Here is a 13154-nt window from a genome sequence, read left to right as displayed (position 1 = left end):
GACCGGGGCGCCCGCGTGCTAGCGTCCCGGGGCAACTTCGGGCGCCCGGGCAGCGTCTTGTGGAACGAGAAGCGAACAGCGAGCATCGTGGCGCGGCCGGCCGGGAGGACGACGGCGGACAGCAGGACAGGACGGGGAGAGCCGCAGTGACCACCGCTGAGCCGACACGGACGGACGGCAGCAGCACCCACGGCACGAACACGGCTGGAACCAGCGGCGATCGGCCGGTCGACGGCTCCGCGGCCGCCGACGACAACACCATCGGCACCGGTCCGCGAATACCGCTCCGTCAGCAGTCGAGGTCGAATGCGCCGTCGAAGCCGCAGTTGCCGGAGCCACGACTCCCGTCCAACCCCACCTCCACCTCCGCCCCCACTCCCGCTCCCACCCGGTCGGTGGGCGTACGCGACCGCCTCTCACGTCACCCCGTCGCCCTCGCGACGGCCGCGGCCGCCTTCGTGCACCTGCTCTGGTTCTTCTTCTTCGCCAACAGCGGCGGCGACATCGCGGCCCAGGACGCCTGGGCCGAGTTCGTCGGCCGCCACCCCGACTCGGCGTACAACCTCGCCTGGTACGGCGGTATGCACCCCGTCTCGTACAGCGTGGTCTCCCCGTACCTGATGTCGGTCCTCGGCGTGCGGACGACCATGATGCTCGCGGGCACCGTGTCGGCCACCCTGACCGCGCTGATGCTGGTCCGGGTGCGTGCCGTGCGCAACCCGGTGGCGTGCTCCCTCGTGGGCGTCTTCGCGTTCCTGTGCAACGCGCTGTCCGGCCGGGTCACCTTCGGTCTCGGCATGATGTTCGCGCTCGGCGCGGTCGGCGCCGTCTTCTGCTGGCCGCACCGCCTGCGGCACCACCGCTGGGCGAAGGCCGCCGTCGCCGCGCCGCTCGCCGGTCTCGCCACCGCGGCAAGCCCCGTCGCGGGCCTGTTCCTCGGCGTGGTGGCCGCGGCGCTGTTCCTCAACGGCCGCCGGCCGGGGGCGTACACGATCGGCCTCACGCCGGTGCTCGTCGTGGCCCTCTCCGCGTGGCTGTTCCCGTTCTCCGGCACACAGCCCATGTCGATCGGGTCGACGTCGCTCCCGTTCCTCTACGGCGTCCTCGTGCTCCTCCTCGTACCGAAGGAGTGGCGCACCGTCCGCACCGGCGCCGCGGTCTACGCCGTCGGCACGCTGCTGACCTGGGCGATCGACTCGCAGATCGGGTCCAACGTGTCCAGGCTGCCGATGCTCTTCGCGGGCGTGGTGCTGCTCGCCGCCCTGCCGTACACCGTGCCCCTTTCCCGTAAGTGGTACGCCGTCGTCATCGCCGTCGTCGGACTGAACACCTGGATCGGCTACAAGGGCGTGGACGACATCGTCCGTACGGCCCCGACGGCTTCCTGGAACCGCGAGCTCGCGCCGCTGGTCAACCGGCTCCAGGAGGTGAACGCCGAACGCGGGCGGGTCGAGGTCGTGCCGGCGAGCAGCCACCGGGAGGCGTCCGCCCTCGCCCCGTACGTCAACCTGGCCCGCGGCTGGAACCGTCAGGCCGACATGAAGCGCAACCCGCTCTTCTACGACAAGGAGAACGTCCTCACCTCCGCGGACTACCGCGAATGGCTCCACCGGTGGGCGGTGCATTACGTGGTGCTGCCGAAGGGGGCGCCGGACTCGAGCGGAGCCGAGCAGGAGGCGGAGCTCGTCCGCGCGGGCCAGCCTTATCTGACCCGTATCTGGGGCGACGCCAACTGGCAGCTGTTCGCGGTCGAGAACCCGACGCCGATGGCGGAACCGCCGGCGACCGTGGACCATGCGGGCGCGGGCGAGCTGACCATCCATGTGAAGAACGCCGGCCGGGTGCTGATCCGCGTCCCCTACTCTCCGTGGCTGAGTCTCGTGGACGACGAGGGCAAGGGCGTCGAAGGCCCGCAGGAGACGCCGGAGTCACAGGCCCGCGAGGACGGACCCAGGACTTTCGTCAACACCAACGGCTGTCTGCTGAAGGCGGAGGAGGACACGGAGGGCGACGAGTGGACCGAACTCCTCGCCCCGCGGCCCGGCACCTACCGGCTCGCCGCCCCGTACCAGTTCCCCCGCGGTACTCCCTGCCCTGACGAACTCCGCTAGATCCTTTCGCCCTTACCCGCGTTAACACCTACCTCACCCTCCGCTGCTCGTGCATAGTGGACGCGCTCGGCATACCGATCGGTCGGTCCACTGATGCAGGTGCGAATACATGGCGTGCGAACAATGCGGCGGCGACGGCACACAGGCCCTCCCGGGAATGAACTGCCCGAGGTGCGGGAAGGCCGGTGAGACGGCCAGGCGCGAGTCGGCCGGGCACCCCGGCCCCGGACGGTCGACGGGAAGGGCCCTGCCGGGACGCCTGTTCCTGGCCTCCCGCAGGAACAGACTCCTGCTGGCAGGGGCCGTCGTGGTGGCGGTGGCCGCCCTGACCGTCTCTGCCGCGGACCTGTTCGGGAACACCTCGCAGGCCTCGGAAGCATCCGGCGACGGCCCGGCCCCCGGCGCGGGCGACATCGGCGACCTGGGCGGCGCGCCGCAGCGCATCGCCCCCGCGGACCCGCCGAGCGACGCGGGCTCCCCGCCGCCCGTGCGCGCCACCCCGAAGCCACCCGCGAAGGTCCGGCCGCCCGAGCAGGCCCGGGGACCCGCGTACTCCGCCTGGGCCGGGCCCGGTTGCACGGGAGGCGGGCTCTACCGGGAGGAGAACCGCTTCAGCGACGGCGACAGCGGCTGGTACACCGTCAGCTCCGGCGGCCACCGGGGCGACGGCTGTGACGGCAGCTTCACGGCGGTCCCCATGTCCGGCAGGAGCACCAAGGACGGAGACGGGCGGGGGACCTGGTCCTGGTACGTCGGCAGCGGCTACGACACGTGCTCGGTCGCCGTCGTCGTACCCGACAGCGGACGCGACCGCGACGTGGCGGGCCGGCCCACCACCTATCACGTGCTGTCGGACCCGGACGATCCGGGCAGCGTGGTGAAGGTCTTCGAGATCGACCAGACCGAACTGCGGGGCAGCGGCCTCGTCGTCGAGAAGGTGCCGGTCCACGACCAGCGGCTGACCGTCCAACTCGTCGACAGGGGCGAGGACGTGGGCGGCGACGGCCGCGGCGGAGCGCACCACGCGGCGGCGCAGATGCGGGCCGAGTGCCGCGCGTGAGCCCCCTCGCGGAACGAAGAGACCCCTTGCCTGCGGGCGGGTACGGCAGTGCTGCATAGTGTCCGTCATGCTTTGTGAGGGATGCAGACCCAACGGACGCGCGTGCGAGGCGTGCGCGGCGCCCGGCGCTCGGACACCAGGGCGTCACCGGGCCCCGTCACGCCCCAAGGTGCTGCTCGGCCTCTGCGCCGTGCTCGGCGCGGGCGCGCTGCTCGGCGGCGCGATGCTGATGCTCGGGGACGACAGCGGCGAAACCGTGGGGGAGCCCGCTCCCGTGGCCGACGTCGAAGTCGGCGGACGCCCCAACCTGATCACACCGACGGACGTCCCGTCGCCCACCCCGAGCACCCCGAATCCTTCGACCGCCGCGGGGACGCGGCCGTCCTCGTCCCCCGTCTCCTCCCCGGTCTCTTCGCCGGTCGCCTCCCCGGCCCCGGCGACGGCGTCGGCCCTGGTCGCCTCGTCGCCGTCGTCCCCCGCCACCACGGCCGCCACGCCGACGCCCACCCCCACCCCGTCCCAGACCTGGCGCGACCGCGACGACTGCCGCGACGACCGCGACCATCCGGGCGGGGGCCGCTGGGACCGCGACGACGATTGCGACTGGTGACGGGGCCTTCCCCGGCCCCGAACGCCCCGAACGCCCCGAACATCCCGGACGCCCCGGTCGTCGCCCCGGGGCTGCGCCCCTCCTACCGTTCCGCCGGCCAGACCACGGCCTGGGCCACGACGACCCGGTCACCGTTGAACGTGACGGCCGGCCCTTCATGCAGCCGGTACCCCAGCTCGAGTGCCTCACTGACGCGACGGCAGAACGCCGCGTCGTCGGGACCTGTCAGAACGCGATAGACGGGCAGACCGTCGGGAGGTGTGCTCATGGACCCAAGCATCCCAAAGCCCGCGCGGGGGCCGTACGGCATCCCGTACGGCCCCCGCGGTGGTCGGGTGGCGTCGCGGCTTCGGACCGCCCGTCAGCTCACCGGCCGTAGGCCTCCTCGAGCAGGTCGATGTACGCGGACGGTCTCCCCCGCCAGACCGACCTCGTGGCCGTCCTCGGCGGAGGCACCGGTGTCAGGACGAGTCCGAACAGGGCGTGGACGGCCGCGACCAGGACGGCCGCGTACAGCCCGGAGAACAGCCAGGAGGACTTGGCCTGGAACCGCAGGTAGACGACGGTGAAGACCGCCGCGGCGACATACAGGCCGAACACGTACAGGGCCACGAAGAAGGCGGCGAGGTAGCGAGGGAAACCGCCCAGGCCTCGCGGCTCAGCGAGGCGAAGAACATGTGGTCGGCCTCGGACTGGTCGGCCATGGTGTCCTCGGCGTCCTCGGCGCCCTCGGAATCGTTCGTGTCCTCGGTGTCCTCGGCGGCCTGGCGGGGGTTCGGAGCCGGCTCCGGTTCCGCCCGTCGTTCCCGTCCCCGGCGCGCCAGGGAGCTCACCGCGAAGGCTGCGCTGAGGGCGGAACCAGCTGGCCAAGGTCGACGACCGGGCCGGCGGGATCTCCCAGGAGGCGGTCCCTGAGATCGGCCGCCGCGAAGAGGACAACTGACCACCGAGGGAGGGCCCATGGCCATCGACGAAAAGCTCATCGAGCAGTTGCTCCTGGAGCGGGAAGTCTCCGACTTCCTCTACCGGGAGGCCGACCTGCTGGACGAGCGCCGCTACTAGGAGTGGCTCGGCCTGCTGGCGGACGACTACCACTACAGCGTCCCGCTGCGGCTCAACGTCCAGTACGACGACGTCGCCGAGCGGGAGAACACCCGCCCCGGCGAGGTCCAGTGGTTCGACGAGGACAAGCACACAGCCGAACTCCGCGTCGCCCAGCTCGCCACCGGCAAGCACTGGGCGGAGGAGCCGGTCTCCCGCGTCTCGCACCTGGTCACGAACGTGCGCCTCGATCACGTCGAGCTGCCCGAGGTGCGCGTCAGCTGCCGGTTCCTGGTGTAGCGCAACCGCGTCGCCGACGAGACCGACTTCCTCGTCGGCCGCCGCCGCGACACGCTGCGGCGCACCGAGGACGGCTGGCGCGTGGTGAGCCGCCGGCTCCTGCTCGACCAGTCCGTCCTCATGGCGAAGAACCTCTCGATCTTCGTCTGACGTCCGTCCGACGTCCGTCTGGTCCGGACCGCCGCCCCGCTCACCGGGCGGCGGACAGACTGCTGGCCTGTCCGCCGCCCGGTGAGTCGGCTGTCCGCGAGTTCTGGAAAGCCGCCGCGGCTGTCGATCCGACAGGCCACCGCGCGGACCCCGGCAACCGGCCCGCCCTGTGCGGCGGATGCGAAGGCGGAGGCCACTCGTGAAAAAGCGGTCGCGGGTCAGGATGCTGTCGCCCGCGGCCCGACCCCGAGGACGTCGAGCATCGCTCGGGTGGCCGGGCTCGGGTTGAAGCGGCTCCACGCCAGGTACTCGATGCGGTGAGGCCCGTCGACCACCGGAACCAGCGCCAGTTCCGGGTCGTCGGCGGCCCGCGGCCGGATGAACGCCGACGGCAGCAGCGCGATGCCGAGCCCGCGCCCGACCAGCCTGGTGATCAGCTCCACGACGCCGACCTCGTACGCGACCTGGCGAACCAGGCTCGCGGCGGCGAACGCCTGATCGGACTGGGCCCGCGCGGGCGTCCCGCTCACGAAGTCCACGAACGTCTCTTCCGCGATCTCCCGCAACGTGACCCGGGAAACGCCCGCCAGTCGGTGTCCGGCCGGCACCACCAGCACGTGCTCGTCATGAGCGAGAACAACGCACTCCACGCCGGAAGGCCGTTCGCTCTCCGGCATGCCGAGGAAGGCGATGTCCAGGTCGCCGTTCTTGACCGCCGCCGCCAGTTCATCGCTGCGTCCGGAACGGAGGGCGACGTGGACGTCCGGGTGCAGGGCGCGGTACCGCCGCAGCAGCTCCGGTACATCCACGGCGGCCGTCGTCACGATCACGCCCACGGCGAGCCGGCCGCGTACCAAGCCGGTCGCGGCGGCGGCGTCGGCAGCAGCGCGGTCGGCGGCGGCCAGGCAATCGCGTGCGCCGGCGACGAACGCCGCTCCCGCAGCGGTCAGCTCGACGCGGCGGCTGGACCGGGCGAACAGCCTGACGCCGAGCTCCCGTTCCAGGCCGGCGATCCGGTGACTGAGCGACGACTGCACCACGAAGCAACGCTCGGCGGCCCGGGTGAAGTTACCGGTTTCGGCCACGGCGACGACGTAGCGCATCTGCTGAAGGTCCACCTCGTCATCGTTCTGGTTCATGGCTGCGATGACAAGCATGTGTTGGACTCATTGATGAGGCGGGTCTGAGACTTCATCACATGCCCACCTCTTCCCGCCCGGGCCGCGTTGCTCGCGGTTCAGCGCCATGCCCGAAACCGTCGGGACGAGTGGGACGCGGTCCACCGGCCGAAGCCGGATCCGAGAAGACCCGATGCGCGCCGACCACATACGAGAAGGACGGACCCGATGAAGACAGGCATGACGATCGCCGTACTGGGCGCCACCGGGATGGTCGGCAGGCGGGTGGTCGACGAGGCGGGCGCACGCGGACACCAGGTGCTCGCCCTGTCCCGGAAACCCGCGAGTGAGGACCCGAGGAGCCCGAGCGTGACGCCGATCGCGGCCGACGCGAACGACTCGGACGCTCTGCGCGAAGCGCTCGCAGGCTCCGCTTCCCGCGGTGCCGCGGACGCCGTCGTGCTGACCGTGCGGACCATGCCGGTCGATGAGGAGTTCCTGGCCGGCGCCACCCGTACGGTGCTGGACATCGCCGCACAGCTCGGGATCCGCGTCTTCGTGGTCGGCGGCGCCGGCGCGTTGCGCAGCCCCGGGGACCGCGAACTGCTGGTCGCCGACAACCCGGCGTACGTGCCTGCCGATATCAAGGCCGTCGCCGCCGCCGGAATCGCTCAGCTGCGAACCTGCCAGGCCCATGCCGCGGCCGATTGCGTCTACCTGAGTCCCCCGGCCCTCCTCGAACCAGGCGAACGGACCGGCCGCTATCGGCGCGGCACCGACACCTTGCTCATAGGCGCCGACGGCCGCTCCTGGATCAGCGCCGAGGACCTGGCCGTCGCCGTGCTCGACGAACTCGAGACCCCCGGCCCCGACCACCTCATCACGGTCGTCCACCACGGCGAACACCCACCGGCGTGAGCCGGTCGCCGGGCATGCTGCCGCTCGCAACCGGACCGGCCACGGCGTCGGCCGGCGGCGACTGATCATGTCGCTCAATGGCAGGTCATCGAGCAGGACGCGTTTCCCGCCTCCTGTCGCCTCGGCGCTTAGGTTGTAGCTGAGTTGTCAACGACCGATGTCAGCCGCCGAAGAGGTCGGGGTACGGGCAAAGCTCCGGCGGACTCTCCGGCCGATCGGCCCACTGCCACCAGATGTGGCGTTGGGGACAGCCCCACACACTGCGACAGACGCGCTTGTCGTCGTCCTCCCGCCGGCTGAGCGCGAACGCCCCGAATCGCATCGGCCGGCCGCACTCGGGACACAGGGGCGGGGAATCGGACGCCATGAGTGCACCGTACTTGCCGGCCAACTTCCCGTGCCATCGTCCTTCCGATCCGCGGGTTCCCTGCCAGGCAGGTCTCACACCGTGGCAGGACGGGGCTGGCGGAGCGGTCCGCGCACTTTCGGGAAAGAACCGGGGACGGCCGGTGAAGGGGGCTGGCTGATCACTGAGGGGCACTCATCACGGTGACCGGCGAGGTCTGTCGCCAGGCCGCGGTTTCCGTGATGAGGACGGCGACGGTGACCGGGCCCGGGGTGCCAGTGGTGGCTGCCTCGGCCACCGCCTCCCGGACGGCGCGGGCGACCTGCAATGGATGGTGTCCGGGGCCGACCGCGAGGTGAACCTCGATGTGTCGGCCGGGTGGATCATCATGGTCCTCCACCCTGACCGGGCGGCTGCCCAGCACGGCGGTGAGGTGGGCGACGCCCGGCACACCCGCTGCGACGTCCGCCAGCTCCCCGACGAGTCCCCGCATGGACCCTGTTCCGGTCACCGGGGGCGAGCTCCGCGTGGCCGCAGCTTCCGGCGTGGGCCTCATGGCCGTCGCCGCGGTCCGAGACGTCACGCCTGCCTCCGGGACCTCATGGAGATCCGTTACGCGCATGTCAGCCGTCACCGTGGCCAGCCCGAGCCGCTCAGTGGCCGCGCCCAGCAGTGTGCTCCTCAATTCGTCGGCGGTCTCCGGCAGCGGCCGCACGAGGGATGCGGTGAAGGCGGCCTCGATGGTGAGTGGGCCAGGCGGTAGCGCGCTGGCCGGCGGACGGACGGCTGGCACGGACACGGGTTGGAGCGGCGCCGACCCGATGCGCAGGGACTCCAGTCGGACACCGGGGACCTCGGCGGCAGTGCGCCCGAGGACCTCGACGGCCGCTTGCTCCGTGATCCACGTCCCGTCGTGGGGCCCGCCGAGCGGGAGCAGCCGGCCCAGGTCAAGCTGGCTTCGTACTGCCTGCGTCCACGCCTGGGTCACTGGCCTCTCACCCTTCTTCTCCACGGCCGCGGTTCTCTTCCCGCGGCGCTCTGCCCGGAGTGTCCGCGAGAGCTCGGGGCAGGGGCCTCAGGCCACTCGTCGGACCACCCCGTCCCACGCTCCATAATCGGGCAAAAGGTACTAAAGACTATAATCCGAGTAATGGGTGCTCTGTGGCCTCGCGAGGGAGGAATATCCCGATGACTGAGAACACCGGCGTCAGGCTCGGCGCTGCGCCCGGTTCTCGCGGCCGGACGACCATCGCCGATGTGGTGGTGGAGAAGATCGCAGGAATGGCGGCACGGGACGTACGCGGCGTCTATGCCCTGGGCAGCGGATTCGCCCGCTCGATGGGATCCATGCGGGAGCGGATGCCCGGCGCCGGCGGCGGCAAATCCGCCACGCGCGGGGTCAGTGTCGAGGTCGGAGAGCTGCAGGCGGCCATCGATCTGGAGCTCGTCGTCGACTACGGCGTCTCGATCACGGACGTGGCCGCCGCGGTGCGGGAGAACGTGATCTCCGCGGTGGAGCGGATGGCGGGTCGGGAAGTCGTGGAAGTCAACATCATGGTCAGCGACGTGAAGCTGCCCGACGAGGAGGACGAAGGGGAGGAGCGGCAGCGGATCCAGTAGCCGGGGCGGCAGCCCGCTTGAGTGAAGGAGCGCGAAATGAGCAGGGCCGTGGTGGGCTTGATGGTCGGAATGGTGCTGGGTTTCGCCGCGTATTTCGGTGACTTCTGGGCTTTCCTGCTGGTGCTGGGGTTGGGCCTCGTCGGTCTCGTCATCGGGCGGTTCATGGAGGGTGATCTCGAACCGGGCGACTTCGTCCGCCGCCGGGACCGGCAGGATCGGATCCGCGACGACCGGCGACAGGCTCGGGGAGACTGGCGGCGGTGAGCGGGGAAGCCGATGAGCGTCCGGGCGTCCCTCTCGGGGAGCGCGGGGCGACCGCCGTCGCCGAACGGGTCGTCGCGAAGATCGCGGCCCGGGTGGCGCGCGAGGCGCTGAGCCGGTTCGCCGAGTCGGCCGACCACGTACCACCCGGCCGCCGGACGCCACGCGTGATCACATCCGTGCGGCGGGCGCCGGAACGGACCAGCGCAGGACGGGACGCCGAGTCCGCCGCCGGAGGGCAGGCGGCGCTCGGCGAGGCACGGCTGCGGATCACCGTCGAGCTCGGCTATCCGTCCGACATCGGGGCGCAGTGCGCCGCGGTGCGCCGGGAGGTCACCGAGCGGATCAGGGCATGGGCCGGCATGGAGGTGTCCGACCTCGCGGTATCGGTCGAGCAACTGCACTCGGCGCATACGCGTCACACGGACCAGGAGAGGGTGCGATGAGGGCGAACGCCTCGCGGCAGCCGACCGGTGACAGCGACCTCTCCTCCGGTCCGGGACAGAAGGCTCCGTCCGCCGACGGCACCCCGGGGGCGGCCGAGGGCGCTACGAAGGTGATCGACGGATCAGGCCGGTCGGCGCACCGTTTCTGGTCGTCGCGGCGGATTCCCGCAGCCTTGGTAGCTCTGCTGTCCGCCGCGGCCGTCGGATTTCTCCTGTACGACGTGGTCGCGGTGCGGGCAGGCCGGAATGCGATGCGTTGGCGGCGGCGGCTCGCCGAGGAACTGGCCACACGGCCCCTGGACGACGTCTGGATGATCGTCGGGGCCGCGGTGGCGATGGCCCTCGGCCTGTGGCTTTTCCTGCTGGCGGTGACGCCGGGGCTGCGCAGGCTGCTGCCCATGCGGCAGCCCACCGGTGTCCCCGGGACAGAGGATGTCCGAGCCGGGCTCGACCGCCGTGCGGCCGCCCTGGTTCTTCGCGACCGGGCCATGCAGGTGCCCGGTGTCCAGTCGGCGCAGGTCGATGTCGGCCGCCGGAAGGTCAAAGCCCGGGCACGAGCCCATTTCCGCGATCTTGAGGAGGTCCGCGGGGACCTGGACGCCGAGCTGGGCGAAGCCGTGACGTCTTTGGGCCTGGCCCGGCAACCCACACTGGCCGTGCGCGTCCGGCGCCCCAAGAAGGGCTGAGGTGATCCTGATGCTCAAGACGGTGAACCGGGTGCTGCTCGGGCTTCTCGGCCTCGGACTGTTCGCCCTGGGCGGCGGCGTGCTGCTGGGCGCACTGGACCTGCAGCGCCACTGGGATTTCGACGTGCCGGGCTGGTGGCCCTTCCGTGGGCCGGACGATGTGGTGCTGGGTGCCTGGGGACGCACCCGGTGGCGGGACGAAGGCTGGTGGTGGCCGACCGTGATCGCGGTGCTCGCCGTGCTGCTGGCCCTGCTGCTGTGGTGGCTCATTACGCAACGCAGACACCACCTGGACCGTGTCCTCGTCGACAGCGAAGACGGCGCCGCGGCCCGACTCAGCGGCCGCACGCTGGAGAGGGTCATTGAGGAAGAGGCACAAGCCCTGGACGGGGTCTCGCGGGCTCATGTCCGGCTGACGGGCCGACGTACCGCTCCGACCGCACGCGTACGGCTGCTGTTGGAGCCTCACGCGGACCCGGCGCGGACTCTGGGGCAACTGAGCCGCGACACACTCCCCCACGCACGAGACTCGGCCGGCCTGGACCGCCTCCCCTCGAAGGTCCGACTCCGGGAAGCCCGCCACCGCGCCGAACGCGCCACCTAGCCAGGACCCCCTGGGCCAAGCCGCATGGAGGTATCGGCTGCGAGGCGCCCAATCCTGGAACCCGAGCGAGCCCTGGGGTGGGTGGGCGTCGCCTCCACCCTGGTGGGGCCGCGGAATTGCAGGTGGAGCCGGCGGAGGGTGGTACCTGGGGAGGCGTGGTCAGCAGGAAGCCGGCCAAGCGGCTGCAGCATCAGGACGCCGAGGCTGCGAAGCAGGCGCTTAGGGATGCATCGACCTTGCTGACCTGCGTAGCCAGGCGCAAGAGGCAGGCTTGAACCCGGATGAGGTCGATGCCGGATACGAGACGTTGCGAGACTCAGTTGTCTCCTGGGGGCGTGCTCCAGGGGCTGAGCCGGGCACCCATCACCGGTTGAACAACTTCGCCTCGTCGTACGGATCTCCCGCATTTCGCGGCGTTCGTGAGCGGCGGTCACTCACGTGGCGATCATGCTCATCTGGGCCCATTGTCGGCTGCGGATGCTTCCGACCGTTGGTGCGTACTGGCACGCTTGTGGCACAACCCCCGACACGACGAAGGGCCAGCCTGGGAGGGAACCCCTCCTGAGCCGGCCCTTAGTGCTGTGCCCCCGGCAGGATTCGAACCTGCGACACCCGCTTTAGGAGTTCGATCGTACGGGGCCTGTCAGGGGCCGGAGGGAGGCCGGAGTCGCTGACGACGACCTCCTGACACCGCCTGCGTGCGGTGCCGTTGATGTCAGTTGGTGATGTCAGCGGACGAGGCGCGGGAACGGGCACAGCTCCAAAGGTTCTTCCGCGCGGTCGGCCCAGCGCCACCAGAGAGTCCGGTCCTGACAGCGCCACACGGAACGGCAAACTCGCATGTCGTCCTCCTGGCGCCTGCTCAGAACGAGTCCCTTCCACTCCATGGGCCGGCCGCAGTCGGGGCAGGGGAGGGACCGGTCACTCATGCTGCGAATCCACTCTCCGCGGCTGTCGGTGCTTGGTTGTAGCGTCATCGGCACGGTTGAGCCGGTTCGGTGTTTCCGTACGGAACGCGACGGCCAAGGGGGGGTGGCAAAGGAGGGGTCCCCTGAGCTTGCACGCCTCGGGATCCTTGGCTCGGACCCCACCCCCCTCTCACCTTTCCCGGCCAATGGGGATTTCGTAAACGATCTCGCAGAGGGCGGCGGGAACGACGATGTCCGCGGTCTCCACCGGCCTCCCCTGGTCGCTGTAGTACGTCCTCCGGATGTGCGTGACGAGTGCGGCCTTCTGGATGCCGAGCAACGTTGCTTCCTCGGCGGTCGCCTGCCTGGGCTCCGGCTGCTCAACGGCATGGCTGACGGTGATGCCGATCTCGGCCATCCGGTTCACGACGCCGGCCCCGGCATGCGGCCCACCCTCGGGAAGGACGACGAGCGTTCCACCGGTGAGCTCGTAGGGCTCCCAGCTCGTCGACAGTTGCACCGGGCGCCCGTCGGCGAGGAACTCGTACGTCGTCCGCACGCACAGCTCGCCCTCGGCGATCCCGAGCCGTGTAGCGATCTCCGCCGGCGCCGGCACCTTCGCATCGGTCCGACTCTCCCAGCCCCCGGCCCGCCCGACAGCCTTCATGTCGGTACGGAACGGCGACCTGTCGGGCTGCTCCCGCGCCGCCGAGCGCACCATCCGCACCCGTTGCCTGGGCTCGGCCACGTAAGTGCCTGACCCGGCACGGCCCTCCAGCACGCCTTGGGAGATCAGCAACTCCTGCGCGCGGCGGACCACGTTGTCGCCCACGCCGTACTCCTGGCCGATCTGGGCGCGTGAGGGCAGGCGGTCACCCGGCTCCCACACGTGCTCCGCGATGCGCTGCCGAAGTTCGTCGGCGATGCGCAGGTATGGCGGCTGCTCAGGCATATGGAAAATCTAGTCCACTAGCT

The 13154-nt window shown here is 70.9% G+C and carries 14 protein-coding genes and 1 pseudogene; 10 read left to right on the top strand and 5 right to left on the bottom strand.

Annotated elements, in window-relative coordinates; genetic code table 11:
* Nucleotides 1-146 precede the first annotated feature (146 nt).
* The 3 genes from ACTMTU_RS21135 (at nt 147) to ACTMTU_RS21125 (ending at nt 3781) form a co-directional block, all read left to right on the top strand.
* Nucleotides 147-2111 (top strand): MFS transporter, encoded by a 1965-nt coding sequence (locus tag ACTMTU_RS21135; protein ID WP_441265058.1) that lies wholly within the window; start codon nt 147-149, stop codon nt 2109-2111.
* Nucleotides 2112-2220: 109 nt separating this feature from the next.
* Nucleotides 2221-3171, top strand: a complete 951-nt coding sequence (locus ACTMTU_RS21130; protein WP_441265057.1) for an adhesin — start codon at nt 2221-2223, stop codon at nt 3169-3171.
* 169 nt (nt 3172-3340) lie between these two features.
* Nucleotides 3341-3781 carry a hypothetical protein gene (locus ACTMTU_RS21125; RefSeq protein ID WP_441265056.1) on the top strand — a complete coding sequence of 147 codons (441 nt, stop codon included), beginning with the start codon at nt 3341-3343 and terminating at the stop codon, nt 3779-3781.
* Between the two features lie 82 nt (nt 3782-3863).
* Here ACTMTU_RS21125 and ACTMTU_RS21120 read toward each other — a convergent pair whose 3' ends face one another.
* Together ACTMTU_RS21120 and ACTMTU_RS21115 are read right to left on the bottom strand one after the other, a co-directional pair.
* A complete protein-coding gene (locus ACTMTU_RS21120; RefSeq protein WP_441265055.1) occupies nt 3864-4049 on the bottom strand; it encodes a DUF1737 domain-containing protein in 186 nt (61 codons plus the stop codon).
* A gap of 98 nt (nt 4050-4147) precedes the next feature.
* Nucleotides 4148-4393, bottom strand: a complete 246-nt coding sequence (locus ACTMTU_RS21115) for a hypothetical protein (protein ID WP_441265054.1) — start codon at nt 4391-4393, stop codon at nt 4148-4150.
* A gap of 462 nt (nt 4394-4855) precedes the next feature.
* Between ACTMTU_RS21115 and ACTMTU_RS21110 the strand changes: the two are divergent.
* Nucleotides 4856-5272: pseudogene (locus ACTMTU_RS21110) on the top strand (3-phenylpropionate/cinnamic acid dioxygenase subunit beta).
* Nucleotides 5273-5490: 218 nt separating this feature from the next.
* Here the strand turns inward: ACTMTU_RS21110 and ACTMTU_RS21105 are convergent.
* Nucleotides 5491-6390 carry a LysR family transcriptional regulator gene (locus ACTMTU_RS21105; RefSeq protein ID WP_441265208.1) on the bottom strand — a complete coding sequence of 300 codons (900 nt, stop codon included), beginning with the start codon at nt 6388-6390 and terminating at the stop codon, nt 5491-5493.
* Between the two features lie 228 nt (nt 6391-6618).
* On the opposite strand from ACTMTU_RS21105, the gene ACTMTU_RS21100 reads away from it, so the two are divergent.
* Entirely contained in the window at nt 6619-7308 is a 690-nt protein-coding gene (locus ACTMTU_RS21100; protein ID WP_441265053.1) for an NAD(P)-dependent oxidoreductase, read from the top strand.
* 527 nt (nt 7309-7835) lie between these two features.
* Here ACTMTU_RS21100 and ACTMTU_RS21095 read toward each other — a convergent pair.
* Nucleotides 7836-8165, bottom strand: coding sequence for a hypothetical protein (locus ACTMTU_RS21095; protein WP_441265052.1), 330 nt, complete (start codon nt 8163-8165; stop codon nt 7836-7838).
* Between the two features lie 677 nt (nt 8166-8842).
* Here ACTMTU_RS21095 and ACTMTU_RS21090 point away from each other — a divergent pair.
* From ACTMTU_RS21090 to amaP, 5 genes are read left to right on the top strand one after another with little or no spacing between them, the layout of a single operon-like run.
* On the top strand, nt 8843-9274 hold the full coding sequence (locus tag ACTMTU_RS21090; protein ID WP_441265051.1) for an Asp23/Gls24 family envelope stress response protein: 432 nt from the start codon (nt 8843-8845) through the stop codon (nt 9272-9274).
* Between the two features lie 36 nt (nt 9275-9310).
* On the top strand, nt 9311-9538 hold the full coding sequence (locus tag ACTMTU_RS21085) for a hypothetical protein (protein ID WP_441265050.1): 228 nt from the start codon (nt 9311-9313) through the stop codon (nt 9536-9538).
* Entirely contained in the window at nt 9535-9981 is a 447-nt protein-coding gene (locus ACTMTU_RS21080) for an Asp23/Gls24 family envelope stress response protein (protein WP_441265049.1), read from the top strand. Before ACTMTU_RS21085 ends, ACTMTU_RS21080 begins: the two co-directional genes overlap by 4 nt.
* Nucleotides 9978-10667 (top strand): DUF6286 domain-containing protein, encoded by a 690-nt coding sequence (locus ACTMTU_RS21075; RefSeq protein ID WP_441265048.1) that lies wholly within the window; start codon nt 9978-9980, stop codon nt 10665-10667. The genes ACTMTU_RS21080 and ACTMTU_RS21075 overlap by 4 nt, the downstream gene beginning before the upstream one ends.
* A gap of 10 nt (nt 10668-10677) precedes the next feature.
* Entirely contained in the window at nt 10678-11271 is a 594-nt protein-coding gene (gene amaP / locus ACTMTU_RS21070) for an alkaline shock response membrane anchor protein AmaP (RefSeq protein WP_441265047.1), read from the top strand.
* A gap of 1098 nt (nt 11272-12369) precedes the next feature.
* On the opposite strand, the gene ACTMTU_RS21065 is transcribed toward amaP, so the two are convergent.
* Nucleotides 12370-13131: a GntR family transcriptional regulator gene (locus tag ACTMTU_RS21065; RefSeq protein WP_441265046.1), complete on the bottom strand. Its 762-nt coding sequence runs from the start codon at nt 13129-13131 to the stop codon at nt 12370-12372.
* Nucleotides 13132-13154 lie beyond the last annotated feature (23 nt).

Source organism: Streptomyces sp. OZ13 (genome assembly GCF_052068155.1).
GTDB lineage: Bacteria > Actinomycetota > Actinomycetes > Streptomycetales > Streptomycetaceae > Streptomyces.
Note: the sequence above shows the minus strand (reverse complement) of the source record. Positions and strands in the feature narration are given on the sequence as shown.

Bases quoted from the DNA above. Each gene is read 5' to 3' on its own strand.
- ACTMTU_RS21130 (WP_441265057.1), top strand. From the start codon at position 2,221: ATGGCGTGCGAACAATGCGGCGGCGACGGCACACAGGCCCTCCCGGGA.
- ACTMTU_RS21120 (WP_441265055.1), bottom strand. From the start codon at position 4,049: ATGAGCACACCTCCCGACGGTCTGCCCGTCTATCGCGTTCTGACAGGT.
- ACTMTU_RS21100 (WP_441265053.1), top strand. From the start codon at position 6,619: ATGAAGACAGGCATGACGATCGCCGTACTGGGCGCCACCGGGATGGTC.
- ACTMTU_RS21090 (WP_441265051.1), top strand. From the start codon at position 8,843: ATGACTGAGAACACCGGCGTCAGGCTCGGCGCTGCGCCCGGTTCTCGC.
- ACTMTU_RS21085 (WP_441265050.1), top strand. From the start codon at position 9,311: ATGAGCAGGGCCGTGGTGGGCTTGATGGTCGGAATGGTGCTGGGTTTC.
- ACTMTU_RS21075 (WP_441265048.1), top strand. From the start codon at position 9,978: ATGAGGGCGAACGCCTCGCGGCAGCCGACCGGTGACAGCGACCTCTCC.
- amaP (WP_441265047.1), top strand. From the start codon at position 10,678: ATGCTCAAGACGGTGAACCGGGTGCTGCTCGGGCTTCTCGGCCTCGGA.
- ACTMTU_RS21065 (WP_441265046.1), bottom strand. From the start codon at position 13,131: ATGCCTGAGCAGCCGCCATACCTGCGCATCGCCGACGAACTTCGGCAG.